The following is a 15,874-nucleotide window of genomic DNA, read 5'->3' as shown; positions in this document are numbered from 1 at the left end:
CACATCATGACCACCATCACCGTTGACGCCCGAGTCTGGATCGGCTGCCTGCACTGCTACAACGGCGGCGCACTCGTGGGCGAGTGGTACGACGCCGGCGAGGCTGACGCCGTGTGCATCGACGCTCTGCACATCGACGCGGGCGCGGTGGCACGAGTCTCCTGCGAAGAGATGTGGGTGATGGACCACGAGGGCCTGCCCATCTCTGGTGAGTGCTCCCCTGCCGAGGCTGCCGAGTGGGGGCGGCTCCTGGGCGACGTTGCCGACTGGCAGCGTGACGCGCTCCTTGCGTGGGTCCGGTCTGGTGACTACATCGCGGAAGGCACCGGAGACCTGCCGAGCCTGCCCGACTTCGAGGAGCGGTATGCGGGCGAGTGGCCCTCGTTCCGTGAGTACGCCGAGTGCCTGATGGACGAGACCGGCATGACTGCCGATCTTCCCGAGTGGGCTCGCCCGTACTTCGACATGGACGCCTACGCCCGAGACCTGACGTTCGACCACACGACCGAGCCGGCACCGGGTGGCGGGGTCTACGTGTTCCGTTCGCTCTGACGTGGACGGGGAGCACTCGACATGGGATAGATGCCAAGTGCTCCCCAAGGCCCGATCCTACGAAGCGGCGACCCGACACGAGAGACTGACCACCATGACGACGGCGAAGCGGAGCGATCCCCGGACGGGAGTCGCTGGAGCGAACCGAGACCGAGGCAAGAACCCGGTGCGCGGGGTGCGGATCGAGGAAGACCTCTGGGACGCCGTGAAGGCGAAGGCTGACGCGGCCGGCAGTAACCGCAACACTGTGATCGTGTCGCTTCTCCGTGGCTACGTGGACGGCTCGATCAAGCTTCCCAAGGACTGACGATGCACTCACGCTTCGAGGTTCGGAGCCGAGACGGCAACTTGCTGGGCATCTTCCCGGCTCCCATCTCCGAGCACGCCGAGGAGGTCAGGGCGCTGATCGACAAGCACCCTGGAGCCGACGTGAAGCCGGTCGTGACCCTGGACAATCCGTGCGCCAAGCATCCCGCCTACGAAGCCGAAAACTGCCCAGCCTGCGGGACCAGCGCGACCGTCTGAGAGTCCGACGGATCTAGGTCAAGCCGTCAGTGGGCGGACGCTTCCTCGCTCAACTTCTCCTGAAGCCGCTCATACTCTTCAGCCAGCTTCACCAAGTCGAGATCCTGATACCGGGGCTGCGTAACGATGGGGTACGTCGAGTACACGAGTTTGATGAAGTCGTTGAAGTAGAGGCGGCTCGTCTCAGCGATCACGTGATCCAAGGTGGCCCGTTCTTCGCTCGACAGCGCTGGCTCAGGCGCGTTCGGACTCGCTTCTATGACTTCCTTCAGACTCCCGTACAGGTTCGTCGTCGTACGGACGGTGAAGTCGTCCGACTTCTGTGCCTCCTGAACCACGTCATCGAGGTACGGACCGTAGTGGTTGAAGGTCCACGTCAGGTGACTCAACTGGCGGCGAGAAGTGATCGCCGCACGCCAGTCCGCGAGATACACCATCTTGGTGAGCCGAGCCTTCGAGAGCTCTTCCTTGTGCGGGTAGTGCTTGCAGAAGTAGAGCATCAGATCGTGGAGAGTCGCCATCAGAACCCCTTCCCCTTCGCTCCAGACATGAGCGGAAGGTCGTTTCGCTGGCCGTGCAGGTAGTCCCGGAGCGTCGTCCAACTCCGCGCCGACTTGAGTTGCTCGATGCGCGAGTCGCTAGCCCATTCAGGGTCCATGCTCTCCAGCACCACAACGCCCAGCGGGCGACTCCCCCCACCATCCGCCGGGTAGCGAATGCCGATCAACGATCGGGCCTTCATGTTGAGCGACCTGCACTCGTCTTCGGGCAAGCCGAACCGCTCCAGGTTGGCGGCAATGTAAGCGCGGCCATCACCATCCCAACTCGGTAGATCACACTCGACCACCTCCCCTCTGCTCCAAGCATCGCCTATGACACCGACATGATCGGCGTAGACGGTTCTGCCGGCGCGGCCATAGACCGGGTTGAGGGAGCTTCGAGCCAACATCTGGAACGCTCGTAGGGACTCGTCGTGGACGTAGACGCTGATCCGTTCATCGTGACCCATCTCCAACTCATCGCGCACGATGGTGAGCAGAGACCACAGCAGATCGCTCGTCATGGTCTGGACATTGGCGAGGTCTTTCTCGACCTCGAACAGGCGATCGCCCAGGGCGCTCTTCTCCCGATCGGACTCCCCGAGGCTCCTTTGTAGCGCCAGAACGTCTGAGTGGCGCTTGAAGGTCCGCGCCGAGCCAACGAACGTCGCCACCACGCTGGCCGCGATGAAGCCCGCCATCCACCAGCCGCTCATCGCACTGGAGATGAGCCCGAGGGCCGCAGCGGCAGCGAGGAGCGGCTGATGCCATTCAGCCTTGAACCACGCGCGGAACGCCTGCGTTGACCGATCCGGCATTGGCGCTCCCCCTGTCACGCCGCGATGCTATGGGACCGCAAGCGCGGGACGACGGACATTCGCAACCAGAGCGCATTGAGCCGAACTTTTCTATGTACCTTTTTTGGGCAGAAGGTGAAGAGCACGGTGACGGGCAGCACCAGGAACACGACCGGCACCATCATCGCGATCTCCTTGCGGGAGGCCCGCTCGATGAGGTCGCGGCGTCCGGCTTCTCGTACGTCGGCGGCTTGGGCGTGGAGGACGTCGGCGAGCGGGGTGCCACGCTCGACGGCGACGGCGACCCCGTGGGCGAAGCGGGCGACCACCGGCACGCCGGTGGTGGCCGCGAGCCGGTCGAAGGCGTCGGCGACCGGCTCACCGGTGCGGATGCCGGCGAGCACGTCGGCGAGGTCGCGGGAGAGCTCGCCGCCGCTGCGCCGGACGACCCGGTCGAGCGCCGCCACCGGCCCCTCGCCCGCGGCGACCGCGAGCGCGAGCAACTCGGCGACGGTCGGGAACTCCGCGACGATCGCCGCCTCCCGCTGCTTGACCTGCGCGCTGAGCCGGTTGTCACGGAGCAGGACGCCGAGCACGAAGGCGCCTGCGCAGAGCGCGAGCAGCGGCAGCGGGTTGCCGGGGCGGGTCCAGGTGCGCAGCACGCCGTACGCCGCCGCGGCGCCGAAGCCGGCCAGCCCCCACAGGACCTGCTGGACGCGGAACTCGTGGACCTCGAGGTCGAGGCCGGCGCGGGCGAGGCGGCGGCGTACGGACGTGGTCCCGCCGACGGCCTGCTCGACCAGCTCCGCGGCACGCCGCAGCACGGGCCCGAAGACCGCCGTGACCACGTTGCGCGGCTCGGCCGGTGCCGTCGACCGGTGGTCGGCGGTCAGGTCGCGGACGTAGGGCAGCACCCGCAGCTCGAGGGGCGGCCGGCGCATCGCGAGGACGCGCGCGACGAAGAGAGCCATCCCGGCCGCCGCGAGGGCGCCGAGCAGGCCGCCCCACAATGTCAGGCTCATCGCAGGATCCGCCGCTCGGTGGGCAGTCGCCCGAGCCGCATCATCAGCCGGTAGGCGGCGACGCACGCGCCCGCACCCACGGCCAGCACCACCGCGCCTCCCGCGGACTCGTAGCGCTCGATGACGGTGGGCTGGGTCGACATCGCCAGCAGCACGACCCAGGGAGCGGCCACGGCGACGCGCGCACCGTTGACCGCCCAGGACTGGCGGGCCTCGAGCTCGGCCCGCGTGCGCAGCTCGTCGCGCAGGTAGCCGGAGAGGTTGCGCAGCAACCGGCCCAGCTCGCCGCCGCCCACCTCGCGAGCGATCCGCAGCCCCTCCACGACACGGTCGCCCACCGGGTCGGCCAGCCGTTCCTTCAACCGGTCGAGGCAGTCGCCGAACCGGCCCGAGACCTGGTAGTCGAGCGCGAACGCGTCGAACGCCGGCCGCAGCGGTTCCGGCCCGCGGACGGCGAGTGCGGCGACGGCGTCGGGCAGCGACATGCCGGCGCGTACGGCGGAGGCCAGGTCGTCCACCGCCTCCGGCCAGACCTCGGCCAGCTCCCGGCGCCGGCGGCGGGCGCGGCCGGCGACGGTCGCGACCGGGAGGTAGCCGCCGAGGAGACCGAGCACCACCGCGATCGGTGCGACCCGGGTGATGCCGAGCGCGAGCACCGCGGCCGCGAGACCGGAGCCGGCGCACAGGGCGAGGAGCGACAGCGGCGAGACCCCGCCCAGTCCCGCCTCCCTGAGGAGCCGGGCGAGGCTTCCGCTGCGGCCCGGCCGGGGCGTGCGCGCGTCCCGCGGCCAGCCGAGGGCCACCCAGATCAGCAGGCAGCCGAGACCGAAGCCGAGTCCGACGAGTGCGCCCACCTGCGCCTCACCCCGCCTCGCCGAGCAAGCCCACCACGTCGACCCCGATCCGCTCGTAGTGCTCGAGCCGCGGCGGCAGCCCGATGCCACGCCGCAGCCGGCCGTCCCGCCACTCGAAGACCGGGGCCGTCTCGATGACCTCCCCCTCGATCCGTCCGGGCACCGCGACGATCTCGGTGACGCGGCGGTGGCCGCGCGGGTCGAGCGCTAGATGCACCACGAGGTCCACCGACGCCGCCACCGTCGGCACGACGAAACTGGCGCTGATGTTCTCGCCTGCCAGCAGCGGGAGGGTGCAGGTCTTGGTCAGCGCCTCCCGGGCGCTGTTGGCGTGCAGGGTGCACATGCCGGGGAGCCCGGAGTTGAGCGCGAGCAGGAGGTCGAGGCACTCCTCGGCGCGCACCTCGCCCACGATCACCCGGCTGGGCCGCATCCGCAGCGCCTCCTTCACGAGGTCGCGCAGCCGCACCTCGCCGGTGCCCTCCAAGCCCTCCTGTCGAGTCTGCATCGCGACCCAGTCGGGATGGGGGAACCGGATCTCGAAGACCTCCTCCGCCGACACCACCCGTTCGCTACCGGGGATCGCGGCGGCGAGGCAGTTGAGCATCGTGGTCTTGCCCGCCTGGGTCCCTCCGGCGACAAGGATGTTGAGGCCGGCCCTCACCGACGCGTCGAGGAACCGCGCGGCCGGCGCGGTGAGGGTGCCGAGCTCGACGAGCTCGTCGAGCCGGGACGCCCGCACCACGAACTTGCGGATGTTGACGGCGGAGAAGCCGCGGGAGATCCCCTGCAGCACCACGTGGAGCCGGTGGCCCGCCGGAAGCATGGCGTCGACGAAAGGGCGGCTCAGGTCGATGCGGCGCCCGGTCGACTTCAGCATCCGCTCCACCAGCTCGGTCACCTGCGCCTCGGTGAGCACCACGTTGGTCAGCTCGTGGCGGCCGTTGCGCGCCACGAACACCCGGTCGGGACTGTTGATCCACACCTCCTCCACCGTCGGGTCGTCCAGCAGCGGCTGGAGCGCGCCGAACCCCGCCACCCGCGCGACCAGCTCGGCCACCAGCCCGTCCGGGTCCGCCACCGGAGCCACCACCCCGGTCAGGCTCCGCTCGTCGTGGGCCCGGACGAGAGCGGTCGCGAGGCGTCGTACGGAGCCGACCTCGCGCTGCGGGTCGATGCCGTCCCGGCGTACGACGGCACGCAGCTGCTCGTCGAGCCGGGCCACGACTTCCTCGGAGGCAGGCGCGGACACGACGGGGGGCTGGAGCAGCGCCATGGCGATCCTCCCGAGATCAGACCGACGGTGGCTGTCCAGCACCGTAGGCCAACCCCGGCCCGCGCGGTAGGGGTCACCTCCGCGGCTGTGGACGGCCGCCCGCGGTCCGGTGGGCGACTCTGGCCGACGCACCTGATCAATTCGTTGTCTGACCGGCGGAAACCCAACGGGTTCATCAGGTACGTGGGTGTCGCCTACGCGCATCTGCTGGAGGCATGGCAGATGGCCTGCCCGACGCACCTGGTGTTTTTGTCGCCTTCTGGCGGAATTCGAACAAGATCGCCAGGTGCGCGGACTGTCGGCACGAGTCGACCCACGCAGGTCACAGGTCACCGCGCGGCCCGGTTGCACCCGCGAGCCGATCACGCCCACGGCGATCATCCGGCCCGGCGCACCAGCTCCACCAGCACCTTCCGGGTCCGCCGGGCCTCGGGGATGGCGCGGGTCATCCACACGTGGAACATCGCCGTCACCTCGTGCACGTGCATGTCCACCCGAGCTTCGCGGGCGCGCTCGGCGAGCACATCGACGGCGGGGCGGAGGATGTCGCGGTCGCCGATGAACACGTCGACCGGCGGGAGCCCGTCGAGGTCCAGGTGGACCGGGCTCACCTCCGGGTCGGCGGGGTCGCGGTCGCCGGCGTACGCGCGACCCGCGGCGCGCAGGCCGGACTCGGCGAGCATCGGGTCCGAGGGCTCGTGGTCCCGCACCTGCTCCTCCCGCACGGCGAGCGTGGCGTCCAGCCAGGGCGACAACGCCACCACCCGAGCCGGCGGCGTCGGGTCGCCCGCGGTGCGCCGGGCGAGCACGAGCACCAGCGCCCCGCCGGCCGAGTCGCCCATCAGCACGGTCGGAAGCCCGCCCTCCGCGGTCTCGCGGACGAGTGCGGTCAGCCGGGTCAGCACCTCGTCGGCGGTGGCGCCGGGCGCCAGAGGGTACGCCGGCACCACGACCTCGGCCGGAGAGCGCACCAGCGCTCGCACCAGCCGCCAGTAGTCCGGGGTGAGCGGGTGCACATAGCCGCCGCCGTGCACGTACACCACCCGGGCCCGGGGCCGTCCACGGCGCGGCCGCGCCCGCCACACGACCATGCCGTCGTGGTCCTCCTCGGTGACCTGCACCAGTGCCCGCGTGAGCAGCGTGGGCGGCGCGTCGCCGTGCCGCTGCTCGTCCCGCGCCTGCTCGAGGGTGTGCTGCTCCCCCTCGAAGGCGTCCTTGTCCCGACGCGCCCACATGCCCTTCATGTAGATGCGCGTCCACAGACGACGCGGGCGGTCGTCGACGTCCCACCTGAGCACGGCGTCCCCTTTCTTCCGGCCACGGTCCCACCGACGGCGTCCGTTCCAACCAGTATCGGGACACCCGCGCGCCCGGCCGGCGGCGCGCGGGCAGGCCCTCTACACCTCGGCCTCGGATGCCGGAGGTGCGGCGGCGTCGCTCCAGTCGGTCAGCATGCGGTGCAGCGAGTCGAGCACGCGCCTCCAGGAGTCGTCGGTGGAGGGTGACCGGTGGCCGAACGCTCCCCCGGTCTCCAGCTCGGCAAAACCCCGGAGCACGCTGGCGAGCAGCCTGCTCGCATGGACCCGCTCGTCGCGCGGCACCGGATAGCCACGCAGCACCGCCGACGACTGCTCGGCCAGGCGCGCCCCGGCGACCTCGAGCTCCGGCGTCACCGGCCCGTCGAGCAGCCCCGCCGCCGCGAACCGACCGGGGTGCTCGTGGGCGTAGCCGCGGTGCACCTCCGCCCAGGCCACCAGGGCCTCGCGACCGGAGCGGCCGGCCAGCGCCCGGTCGACCCGGTCGGCGAGCTCGCTGAGGGCGAGGGTGGTCAGCGCGACCCGGAGGTCCTCCAGGCTGCGGACGTGGGAGTACAGGCTGGGCGTCCGTACGCCGAGCTCGCGGGCCAGCGCGCTGAGCGTCAGGCCACCGAGCCCACCGCTGTCGGCGAGGCCGGCAGCCGCCGCCACGACCAGCTCCCGGCTCAGGCCGGGGCTCGCTGCGCCGCGGGAGCCGCGGGGACCGCGGGTCACCGCAGGACCCGCCGGACGAACCCGTCCAGGTTGCGCAGGAGCCGCTCCACCCGCTGGTCGGCGGTGGTCGACTCCTCCAGAGGCTCACGACCGGCGTCGGCGCCCAGCCGCGCGCGTAGCCGGAGCACCGCAGGTCGCTGCAGACGTCGACACCGACGGTGTTGCCGTCCCGGCCCGCCTTGCCGGCCCGGTTGGCGACCATGAGCGTCACGCCGTTGGCCGGGTGGACCGTGCAGCACAGCGAGCACATCCGTGCGCGCCCACTGCCGCTGGAGTTCCGGCGGAGCCGGATGCCCAGCACACCCTCGGCCCGCGGTAGGACGAGGTAGGCGACCTGCGGCGTCTTCGGGTCCACCCAGCCGAGGAAGTCGAGCTCGTCCCAGGGGAGGTCCTCGAAGTCCTCCGGGAGGTTGGCCCGGTCGGCGTCGCCCCGGCTGCAGTTCACGAAGGACCGTCGTACGTCGCGCTCGGCGAGGGCATCCATGCCGTCACCGTAGGTCGCCTATCGCCTGTAGGCCGAATCCTAAAGGCATTAGGATCCGCCTCAGGCGACCGCGCGCCCCGCCTTCAGCAGGGCCGCCACCTCGACGGCGCGTTGCGCCTGGAATCGGGCGGCCTCGAGGGAGACTTCGCCGGGCGGGCCGTCGCCGGAGACGTGGGAGGCGCCGTACGGGTTGCCGGAGCGGAACTGCACCGGGTCGGCGTAGCCGGGCGGCACGATGATCGCGCCCCAGTGGTAGAAGACGTTGCCCAGCGCGAGGATGGTCGCCTCCTGGCCGCCGTGGGTGGTCGTGGAGGCGGTGAACGCCGTGCACACCTTCCCCGCCAGGCGGCCCTGTTGCCACAGCGGGCCGGTGGCGTCGACGAACGCCTTGAGCTGCGCCGACGGTGTGCCGAACCGCGTCGGTGTGCCCAGCAGTACGACGTCCGCGCGGGCGAGGTCGTCGAGCGCGGGCTCGAGGGCGGCGGGCTCTACCCGGTCCGGTAGCCGGTGCACGTGCACGACGGCGCCGGCCTTCTCAGCTCCCTCGGCGGCGGCCTCGGCCAGCGCCTGGACCGTGCCGGTGGCGCTGAAGTACGCGAGGGCGACCTCGACCTGCTCCATGATCTGCTTCCTCTCCGTCGACGGGGCCGGCCGGGTGCCGGTCACCGGGGGGTCCAGGGACGCAGCTTGTCGGGGTTGCGCACCGCCCAGATGCGGACGATCCGGTCGCCGCGGACGTCGAAGGCGAACACCGTCGCGGTCGCCCCTCCCTCCAGCGCCACGAGCCCGGGCTGGCCGTTGACCACGCGCTCGGCGAGCACCATCGCCGGGGCCCGCGCGGCGACGTCGAGCAGCACCCGCGCCACCTGCTGCGCTCCCACGATCGGCAGCACCTCGGCCGACACCACGCCGCCGCCGTCGGCGACCGCGGTCACCGCGGGGTCGAGCAGGCGCACCAGGGCCTCGATGTCCCGCGCCTGCCACGCGGCCCTGAACCTGCGGACGACCTCACCCTGGCGGCACGCCGCCGGCGTACGACCCACGACCTCCGCCACCTCGGCGAACGAGTAGCCGAACACGTCGTGGAGCACGAACGCCACCCGCTCCGCCGGCGTCATCGCCTCGAGCACCACCAGGAACGCCATGGTGACCGACTCATCGAGGGTCACCCGGTCGGCCGGGTCGGTGTCCGGGCCGGGCAGCGGCTCGGGGATCCACTCGCCGACGTAGCGCTCACGGCGGTATCGCGCCGACCGCAGAACGTCGAGGCTGAGCCGACCGGCCACCCGGGTCAGCCAGGCCGAGGGCGACTCGATGGCCGCCCGCTCCGCCGGCGACAGGGCGTACCAGCGGGCGTACGCCTCCTGCACCACGTCCTCGGCGTCGCTGAGCGAGCCGAGCAGCCGGTAGGCCAGGCTCATCAGCCGCCTGCGCTCGGCGGGGTCGCTGCGGGTCGTCATCGGGCCGGGGTCCTTCCTGCTTCCTGCTTCCTGCATCCTGCAGTCCCTGACGGGACAGGGGGCAGGAATGTCAGGCCGGCCCAGGACCTCGGCCGCGGCGGACCCGGCAGCTCCGTGGCGAAGGCGCGGCGCCGGGGAGGCGGCTACTCGTCCGTGACGTAGGTGGCGAGCCGCTCGGTCAGCTCGACCTGGCAGCGCTCGATGTCGGCGTCGGTGAGCGTGACCGCCACCGCGTCGTCGGGGCTCTTCGCGAGGGTCTCGCCGGCGTCCTCGGCCGCGGCCACCTCCGGTGCGCCGGTCACGACCACGCCGATCTCGCACACCGTGCCGTCGGCGAGGGTGACGACCCGGTTCTCCGCCTCGAGGTGCTCGAGGACGTCGTCCTCCTCGCCGCCCTCCTCGGGGTCGTCGTCGGTCGCCAGCTCGGGGTCGCTGATCTGGCTGCTCGGGGGCGGCTCCGGGGGGTTGGTCTCGGCCTCGCCGCTCGACTCGTCCGTCTGGCCGTTGTCAGCGCAGGCTCCGGCGAGGAGCAGGCCCCCCGCGAGGGTCAGCGCGCCGAATGCTCGTCTCATGCAGGAACTCCCTGGTGGTGGAACGTGTGTGCCGCCATCGCGGAAGCAGTACCCGCTCGGCGTGCCATGATCCGGAGATGTCCCCGAACACGTCTCCGCACCCCGAGCGCGCGGCGCTCGACCGGTGGATCGCCTCGGGTGGGCACTGGGACGTGCTCGCCGAGCACGGCGACGACGTCGTGGTGGGCCTGTTCACGTGCGACGGTGGCGAGGAGATGGACCGGCTGACCCTGCCGTCGTCCCTGCTGCCGGGCGAGGGGCGTTGAGGGTCATCCGGTCCGGCGCCAGCGCGGGGATCCGGCTCGCCGGGACGCGGCGGCCCCGGTGGGCCAGGTCGTAGTCGAAGCGGGCGAGGTGCTGGATCGTCACCTCGAGGAGGCTGCCGGCGATCGGCTCGCCGGGGCACCGGTGTCCGCGGGCGGGATCCCCGCCGCCGTGGGGCACGTAGTCCCACGCCGTCGGCTCGCGGTCGAGGAACCGCTCGGGGCGGAACTCCTCGGGGCGGTCCCAGAGCCCGGGGTCGCGGTTGGTGCCGAGGATGTCGAGGACCACCCAGTCGCGCCTGCGCAGGGCGAGGCCGGCCAGGTCGTGGTCGCGCTCGACCCGGCCGGGCAGCAGCGGGACGAAGGGGTACCACCGGCGGATCTCCAGCTCGAAGGCGCGCAGGTGGCGCGGCGAGCCGTCGGCGAGGAAGGCGCGCCAGTCCGGGCGGCGGGTCAGGGCGTGCGCGGCCCAGGCACCGAAGTAGGCGACGGCCACCGTGGGCCGGACCAGGTTGAGCAGCTCGGTCGCGGCGACCAGCACGGACAGGTCGCGGCGGGCCGCGAGGGCACCCGCCGGCGACGTCGGCGGCGCCGCCAGCCGTCCCTCCCGCACGTCGCGGATCACCCGCATCGCCCACCGCTGCGCCCGCACCCGGGCCAGTGCAGCGCGGGCGTGGGACGTGCCGCCGAGGCCGAACCCGTCGACGATCAGAGCGAGCTCGCGGCTGATCCGCGACGCCTCCTCCCCGGTCGTGCCGGTCGCCGCCCACTCCAGCGCAGCGGTCCCGTAGACGTCGACCAGCGCGTCGAACAGGAGGACCCGGTCGCGCGCGGCCCACTCCGGCCGCGCCGCGTCGAGCCGGTCGCGGACCAGCTCGTGGAGCTGTCCGACCGCGTGCGGGTCGATGACGTCGAGGAACACCTGCTTGCGCTCCGCGTGCGCCGAGCCGTTCAGGCCGTGCACCGGCCCCGGCCCGAAGAGCAGCAGCCGCAGCGGTGCGGGGATCGCGCCCTTGCGGGTCACCAGGGTCGGGTCGTAGAAGCTGCGCACGCCCTCCTCGCCACGGACCACGACCGCCCGTCGCCCCAGCATCCGCACCGGGAACCAGTCGGCGCCCCCGTGCTCGCGGCGCAGTCGCGCCAGCGCGTCGTACCTGTCCCGCAGCAGCCGGACGGTGAGCTCACGTCCCCATCGCCTCATGCCTGACCCGGTACCCGTCCGGCCCCGTCGCACCCTTTCCCGATGCTGCTCGGCGACACCAGCGACCGTGCAGCTCACGGCGGCGCGGGCCCCTCGTCAGGTCAGTCCCCCACCCGCCGGTGTACGGCGGCGCGCAGCGACTGCTCCGGGTCGACCCCGGCCCGGCGGGCCTCGGCCACCACGGCCAGGAGCCGGTCACCGATGTCGCCGGTGTCGTCGGTGTCGTCGGTGTCGTCGGGGGGTGGCACCTCGACCGGCCGGCCGGCGCGCTCGAGCCGGTCGAGCGCCTTGTCGGCGTACAGCAGGGCGGGCAGCGCGGCAGGCAGGCCGTGCAGGACCCGCTCGTCGGGGTCGAGCCCGTCGCGGTCCTTCTCGGCGGCCTTGACCCGCTGCCAGAGGTCGTTGACCGCGTCGGCGTCGAGCTCACCGGACGAGCCGGCGGTCTCGCCGAACACGTGCGGGTTGCGCCGGCGCAGCTTGTCGGTGAGGCCCCGGGCCACGTCGTCGAGGTCGAAGGCGCCCCGCTCCTCGGCGATCGCGGCGTGGAAGACCACCTGCAGCAGCAGGTCGCCGAGCTCCTCCTGGAGATGCTCGTCGTCGCCGCCCTCGAGCGCCTCGACCGCCTCGTAGGCCTCCTCGAGGAGGTAGCGGACCAGCGACCGGTGGGTCTGCTGCCGCTTCCACGGACACTCCGCCCGCAGCCGGCGCATCACGGCCACGAGCTCCGCGACCGCGGAGCCCGGCACGGAGCTGGAGGCGGGGTCGGGCGGCGTGCTCAGGCCGGCGGCACCTGGCCCTGGTCGGCGCCCTGGTCGGCGGGAGCGGGGCCGCAGCGCTGGCCGGGCGGGAGCGCGGCGAGGTCCTCGGCCGACTGCTCGGTCGACGAGGCGGCCTTCGCCTCGTCGCTGACCGCCACCGACAGCGTGTCGCCGGTGAAGACCCCGGCCTCCTCGTCGAGGTCGCCCAGCACCGGGTTGAGCTCGGGGTCGTGCTCGTCGATCCACTCCTGGATCAGCGCCACTCCTCGGGCGACCGCGGGCTGGCCGACGGCGCCCTGGCCGCCCTCCTCCTCGAGCTTGCGCGACCCGAGGCTCTCCACCGGGTCGGTGAGCCGCGACTGGATCCAGGTCAGCCACTCGAGGGCCTCGTAGTTGTCCTCGTCGACCTCGCCGAGCTCGCCCCAGGCCGCCTCCACCGCGGCCCGGTCGACGTTCTCCGGCGGGAGCGCGACGTCGTACTCCGGCGCGAGGTCCTCCACCGCGGTCGCCTGCACCCAGCCGAGCACGAACTGGGACCGGATGTCGGCCCGGGACGCGAGCGTGGCCTCCGGGTGCTCGGCGCGCAGCGCGCAGTACTCGTCGACCGCCTCGTCGACCCGGTCGAGGGCAAGGGTCTCGCCGTCGACCTCCGCGGCGACGCCCGGCATCGGGCCCTCCTCGCCGAAGCTGCAGCCGGCGGCGAGGACGGCCGCGGCGGACAGTGCGGTCACCAACGGCAGGACGCGACGGCGCCAGCTCAGTGGCACGTTCAGCGGCACGCTCACTCCTTGGGGTCGATCACGGAATCGATGACGAGGCGGGCCCATTCAAGCAGGGCGACCCCCTCGATCGGCTTCCCCGTCTGTCCCGGTGTGCCGGGACGCGGCACCAGGACCGACTCGAGCTGGCTCTTGACGATGGACTTGGGGTAGAGCCGCTGCAGCCGGATCGTGCGCGACTCCGGCAGCACGACGGGCGCGAAGCGGACGTTCTTGCCGACCGTGGTGACCTCGCGGACGCCGGCCTGCCGGACCCGGGCCCGGAACCGGGCCACCAGCAGCAGCGCCGCCACCGGCTCCGGCGGCTCGCCGTAGCGGTCGTCGAGCTCGGCGGCGATCTCGTCGACGTCGGCGTCGGATCGCACCTCGGCCAGCCGCTTGTAGATCTCCAGGCGCAGCCGCTCGCTGGGGATGTAGTCGTGGGGCAGGTGCGCCTCCACCGGGAGCTCGATCCGGACCTCGTCGAGCTGCTCGGGCGCCTGGCCGTCGGAGCGGAAGTCGCGGACCGCCTCGCCGACCAGGCGCACGTAGAGGTCGAACCCGACGTCGGCGATGTGGCCGGACTGCTCACCGCCCAGCAGGTTGCCGGCTCCCCGGATCTCGAGGTCCTTCATCGCGATCGCCATGCCGCCGCCCAGGTCGGAGTGCTGGGCGAGGGTGGCCAGCCGCTCGTGCGCGGTCTCGGTGAGCGGCTTCTCGGTGGGATAGAGGAAGTAGGCGTAGGCGCGCTCCCGCGAGCGGCCCACCCGGCCGCGCAGCTGGTGGAGCTGGCTGAGGCCGAGCGTGTCGGCCCGCTCGATGATCATCGTGTTGGCGTTGGAGACGTCGAGGCCCGACTCCACGATCGTGGTGCAGACCAGCACGTCGAACCGCTTCTCCCAGAAGTCGAGCATCACCTGCTCCAGCTGGTGCTCGCCCATCTGGCCGTGGGCGGTCGCCACCCGCGCCTCGGGCACCAGCTCGCGGAGCCGAGCGGCGGCCCTGTCGATCGAGCTCACCCGGTTGTGGATGTAGAACACCTGACCGTCGCGCAGCAGCTCGCGGCGGACGGCGGCCACGACCTGCCGGTCGTCGTACCCCCCGACGTAGGTCAGCACCGGGTGCCGCTCCTCCGGCGGCGTGGTGATCGTCGACATCTCCCGGATGCCGGTGATCGCCATCTCCAGCGTCCGCGGGATCGGCGTCGCGCTCATCGAGAGCACGTCGACGGAGGTGCGCAGCCGCTTCATGGCCTCCTTGTGCTCGACGCCGAACCGCTGCTCCTCGTCGACGATGATCAGGCCCAGGTCCTTGAACCGGATGTCGGGGTTGAACAGCCGGTGGGTGCCGACCACGACGTCGACGGTGCCGTCGGCGAGGCCCGCGACCACCTCGGCCGCCTCCTTGTCGGTCTGGAACCGGCTGAGGCCCTTGAGCACGATCGGGAAGCCGCTCATCCGCTCGGTGAACGTGGAGAGGTGCTGGCTGACCAGCAGGGTGGTCGGCACCAGCACGGCGACCTGCTTGCCGTCCTGCACGGCCTTGAAGGCCGCCCGCACCGCGATCTCGGTCTTGCCGTAGCCGACGTCGCCGCAGATCAGCCGGTCCATCGGGACCGTGCGCTCCATGTCGGACTTCACCTCGTCGACCGTGGTCAGCTGGTCGGGCGTCTCGTGGAACGGGAAGGCGTCCTCCAGCTCCCGCTGCCACGGCGTGTCCGGTCCGAACGCGTGACCCTGGGTGGCCTGCCGGGCCGCGTAGAGCCTGATCAGCTCGGCGGCGATCTCGCGCACGGCCTTGCGGGCGCGGTTCTTGCGCTTGGTCCAGTCGCCGCCACCGAGGCGGTCGAGGCTGGGCTGCTCGCCGCCGACGTAGCGGGTGACCTGGTCGAGCGCGTCGGCCGGCACGAACAGCCGGTCGGGCGGGCCGCCCCGCTTGGAGGGGCCGTACTCGAGGACGAGGTACTCCCGCTTGGCCCCCTGCACCTCGCGCTGCTTCATCTCCACGAACCGGCCGACGCCGTGCTGCTCGTGGACGACGTAGTCGCCGGCCTTGAGCTCGAGCGGGTCGATCTGCCGCTTGCGGCGGACCGGCATCGCGCCCTTGTCGCGGGTGGACGCCTTGGCGCCGACGATGTCCTCGCCGGTGAGGACCACCAGCCCGGGCCGCTCCTCGGTCGGCTCCCGGACCACGCCGTGGGCCAGCAGCCCGCAGGTCACGGTGACGACGTCGGCGTCGATCTGGGCCTCCTCGGCGAGGTCGTCGACCAGCCGGGCCGGCACGTCGCGCTCCCCCAGCGCCTCCACCATCCGCTGCGCCGGACCGTGCCCGGCGTGCACCACCACCACGCGGTAGCCGCCGGCGCGCCACCGCTCGATCCCGGCGAACGCCTGCTCGACGTCCCCGCGGTAGGAGGGTGCCGGGGCGAAGCGTCGTACCTGATCTGCTGGTTGGATCTGATCGCCGGAACCAACGCGTTCCTCAGGTGCGACGGCGTCAGCACCGTCGAGGCCGAAGGGGCTGAACGTCCACCAGCCCTGGCCCAGCTCGCGGGCGTGGGTGCGCACCTCGCCGAGGGCACGGTACGACGCCGCCTGCAGGTCGATCGGCGCCTGGCCGCCGCTCGCGGCGGTCGCCCACGAGGCGGCGAGGAACTCCTCGCTCGTCGCGACGAGGTCGTGGGGGGGGGGGGCCCGCCCCCCCCGGGGGCGCCCCCGCCCCCCCCGGCGCCGCGGGCGGCCGGGGGCCCCCCCGCCCAGCCCGGCCCCCCCCCCGCGGCGCAC

At 72.4% G+C, this 15,874-nt stretch carries 18 protein-coding genes and 2 pseudogenes; 4 read left to right on the top strand and 16 right to left on the bottom strand.

Going from position 1 to position 15,874, the window contains the following annotated elements:
- The first annotated feature begins 6 nt into the window (after nucleotides 1-6).
- From ACPOLA_RS07170 to ACPOLA_RS07160, 3 genes are all read left to right on the top strand, one after another.
- Nucleotides 7-552, top strand: coding sequence for an antirestriction protein ArdA (locus tag ACPOLA_RS07170; RefSeq protein ID WP_435769721.1), 546 nt, complete (start codon nucleotides 7-9; stop codon nucleotides 550-552).
- 94 nt (nucleotides 553-646) lie between these two features.
- Nucleotides 647-859 carry a hypothetical protein gene (locus tag ACPOLA_RS07165; RefSeq protein WP_435769720.1) on the top strand — a complete coding sequence of 71 codons (213 nt, stop codon included), beginning with the start codon at nucleotides 647-649 and terminating at the stop codon, nucleotides 857-859.
- 2 nt (nucleotides 860-861) lie between these two features.
- Nucleotides 862-1,077 carry a hypothetical protein gene (locus tag ACPOLA_RS07160; protein ID WP_435769719.1) on the top strand — a complete coding sequence of 72 codons (216 nt, stop codon included), beginning with the start codon at nucleotides 862-864 and terminating at the stop codon, nucleotides 1,075-1,077.
- A gap of 26 nt (nucleotides 1,078-1,103) precedes the next feature.
- Here ACPOLA_RS07160 and ACPOLA_RS07155 read toward each other — a convergent pair whose 3' ends face one another.
- From ACPOLA_RS07155 to ACPOLA_RS07100, 12 genes and pseudogenes are all read right to left on the bottom strand, one after another.
- Nucleotides 1,104-1,598, bottom strand: coding sequence for a Panacea domain-containing protein (locus ACPOLA_RS07155; RefSeq protein WP_435769718.1), 495 nt, complete (start codon nucleotides 1,596-1,598; stop codon nucleotides 1,104-1,106).
- Nucleotides 1,598-2,452 (bottom strand): hypothetical protein, encoded by an 855-nt coding sequence (locus ACPOLA_RS07150; RefSeq protein WP_435769717.1) that lies wholly within the window; start codon nucleotides 2,450-2,452, stop codon nucleotides 1,598-1,600. Before ACPOLA_RS07150 ends, ACPOLA_RS07155 begins: the two co-directional genes overlap by 1 nt.
- Entirely contained in the window at nucleotides 2,449-3,435 is a 987-nt protein-coding gene (locus ACPOLA_RS07145) for a type II secretion system F family protein (protein WP_435769716.1), read from the bottom strand. Before ACPOLA_RS07145 ends, ACPOLA_RS07150 begins: the two co-directional genes overlap by 4 nt.
- Nucleotides 3,432-4,289 (bottom strand): type II secretion system F family protein, encoded by an 858-nt coding sequence (locus tag ACPOLA_RS07140; RefSeq protein ID WP_435769715.1) that lies wholly within the window; start codon nucleotides 4,287-4,289, stop codon nucleotides 3,432-3,434. Before ACPOLA_RS07140 ends, ACPOLA_RS07145 begins: the two co-directional genes overlap by 4 nt.
- A gap of 7 nt (nucleotides 4,290-4,296) precedes the next feature.
- Complete coding sequence (locus ACPOLA_RS07135) at nucleotides 4,297-5,565, bottom strand: TadA family conjugal transfer-associated ATPase (RefSeq protein ID WP_435769827.1); 1,269 nt, start codon at nucleotides 5,563-5,565, stop codon at nucleotides 4,297-4,299.
- A gap of 377 nt (nucleotides 5,566-5,942) precedes the next feature.
- A complete protein-coding gene (locus tag ACPOLA_RS07130; RefSeq protein WP_435769714.1) occupies nucleotides 5,943-6,863 on the bottom strand; it encodes an alpha/beta hydrolase fold domain-containing protein in 921 nt (306 codons plus the stop codon).
- A 99-nt stretch (nucleotides 6,864-6,962) separates the two neighbouring features.
- The gene (locus ACPOLA_RS07125; RefSeq protein ID WP_435769713.1) at nucleotides 6,963-7,595 is read right to left on the bottom strand and encodes a TetR-like C-terminal domain-containing protein; all 633 of its coding nucleotides are present in this window, start codon (nucleotides 7,593-7,595) and stop codon (nucleotides 6,963-6,965) included.
- Nucleotides 7,592-7,723 (bottom strand): hypothetical protein, encoded by a 132-nt coding sequence (locus tag ACPOLA_RS07120; protein WP_435769712.1) that lies wholly within the window; start codon nucleotides 7,721-7,723, stop codon nucleotides 7,592-7,594. The genes ACPOLA_RS07125 and ACPOLA_RS07120 overlap by 4 nt, the downstream gene beginning before the upstream one ends.
- A gap of 32 nt (nucleotides 7,724-7,755) precedes the next feature.
- Nucleotides 7,756-8,079, bottom strand: a pseudogene (locus ACPOLA_RS07115) (FBP domain-containing protein); the annotation flags it as partial.
- Between the two features lie 60 nt (nucleotides 8,080-8,139).
- Nucleotides 8,140-8,700, bottom strand: a complete 561-nt coding sequence (gene wrbA / locus ACPOLA_RS07110; RefSeq protein ID WP_435769711.1) for an NAD(P)H:quinone oxidoreductase — start codon at nucleotides 8,698-8,700, stop codon at nucleotides 8,140-8,142.
- Nucleotides 8,701-8,741: 41 nt separating this feature from the next.
- A complete protein-coding gene (locus ACPOLA_RS07105) occupies nucleotides 8,742-9,539 on the bottom strand; it encodes a sigma-70 family RNA polymerase sigma factor (RefSeq protein ID WP_435769710.1) in 798 nt (265 codons plus the stop codon).
- A 143-nt stretch (nucleotides 9,540-9,682) separates the two neighbouring features.
- The gene (locus ACPOLA_RS07100; RefSeq protein ID WP_435769709.1) at nucleotides 9,683-10,111 is read right to left on the bottom strand and encodes a hypothetical protein; all 429 of its coding nucleotides are present in this window, start codon (nucleotides 10,109-10,111) and stop codon (nucleotides 9,683-9,685) included.
- A gap of 77 nt (nucleotides 10,112-10,188) precedes the next feature.
- Here ACPOLA_RS07100 and ACPOLA_RS07095 point away from each other — a divergent pair, with 77 nt between their 5' ends.
- Nucleotides 10,189-10,377 carry a hypothetical protein gene (locus ACPOLA_RS07095; RefSeq protein WP_435769708.1) on the top strand — a complete coding sequence of 63 codons (189 nt, stop codon included), beginning with the start codon at nucleotides 10,189-10,191 and terminating at the stop codon, nucleotides 10,375-10,377.
- Here ACPOLA_RS07095 and ACPOLA_RS07090 read toward each other — a convergent pair.
- The 4 genes and pseudogenes from ACPOLA_RS07090 to mfd form a co-directional block, all read right to left on the bottom strand.
- Nucleotides 10,304-11,575, bottom strand: a complete 1,272-nt coding sequence (locus tag ACPOLA_RS07090; protein WP_435769707.1) for a cytochrome P450 — start codon at nucleotides 11,573-11,575, stop codon at nucleotides 10,304-10,306. The genes ACPOLA_RS07095 and ACPOLA_RS07090 overlap by 74 nt on opposite strands.
- Before the next feature lie 101 nt (nucleotides 11,576-11,676).
- Complete coding sequence (locus ACPOLA_RS07085) at nucleotides 11,677-12,321, bottom strand: MazG nucleotide pyrophosphohydrolase domain-containing protein (RefSeq protein ID WP_435769706.1); 645 nt, start codon at nucleotides 12,319-12,321, stop codon at nucleotides 11,677-11,679.
- A 29-nt stretch (nucleotides 12,322-12,350) separates the two neighbouring features.
- Nucleotides 12,351-13,112, bottom strand: a complete 762-nt coding sequence (locus ACPOLA_RS07080) for a hypothetical protein (protein ID WP_435769705.1) — start codon at nucleotides 13,110-13,112, stop codon at nucleotides 12,351-12,353.
- Nucleotides 13,113-13,114: 2 nt separating this feature from the next.
- Nucleotides 13,115-15,772, bottom strand: a pseudogene (gene mfd / locus ACPOLA_RS07075) (transcription-repair coupling factor); the annotation flags it as partial.
- Nucleotides 15,773-15,874: the final 102 nt, after the last annotated feature.

The sequence above is a fragment of the Nocardioides proteolyticus genome, assembly GCF_051280635.3.
Classification (GTDB): Bacteria; Actinomycetota; Actinomycetes; order Propionibacteriales; family Nocardioidaceae; genus Nocardioides.
Note: the sequence above shows the minus strand (reverse complement) of the source record. Positions and strands in the feature narration are given on the sequence as shown.

Bases quoted from the DNA above. Each gene is read 5' to 3' on its own strand.
- ACPOLA_RS07100 (WP_435769709.1), bottom strand. From the start codon at position 10,111: ATGAGACGAGCATTCGGCGCGCTGACCCTCGCGGGGGGCCTGCTCCTC.
- ACPOLA_RS07135 (WP_435769827.1), bottom strand. From the start codon at position 5,565: ATGGCGCTGCTCCAGCCCCCCGTCGTGTCCGCGCCTGCCTCCGAGGAA.
- wrbA (WP_435769711.1), bottom strand. From the start codon at position 8,700: ATGGAGCAGGTCGAGGTCGCCCTCGCGTACTTCAGCGCCACCGGCACG.
- ACPOLA_RS07160 (WP_435769719.1), top strand. From the start codon at position 862: ATGCACTCACGCTTCGAGGTTCGGAGCCGAGACGGCAACTTGCTGGGC.
- ACPOLA_RS07090 (WP_435769707.1), bottom strand. From the start codon at position 11,575: ATGAGGCGATGGGGACGTGAGCTCACCGTCCGGCTGCTGCGGGACAGG.
- ACPOLA_RS07165 (WP_435769720.1), top strand. From the start codon at position 647: ATGACGACGGCGAAGCGGAGCGATCCCCGGACGGGAGTCGCTGGAGCG.
- ACPOLA_RS07170 (WP_435769721.1), top strand. From the start codon at position 7: ATGACCACCATCACCGTTGACGCCCGAGTCTGGATCGGCTGCCTGCAC.
- ACPOLA_RS07145 (WP_435769716.1), bottom strand. From the start codon at position 3,435: ATGAGCCTGACATTGTGGGGCGGCCTGCTCGGCGCCCTCGCGGCGGCC.
- ACPOLA_RS07105 (WP_435769710.1), bottom strand. From the start codon at position 9,539: ATGACGACCCGCAGCGACCCCGCCGAGCGCAGGCGGCTGATGAGCCTG.
- ACPOLA_RS07095 (WP_435769708.1), top strand. From the start codon at position 10,189: ATGTCCCCGAACACGTCTCCGCACCCCGAGCGCGCGGCGCTCGACCGG.
- ACPOLA_RS07155 (WP_435769718.1), bottom strand. From the start codon at position 1,598: ATGGCGACTCTCCACGATCTGATGCTCTACTTCTGCAAGCACTACCCG.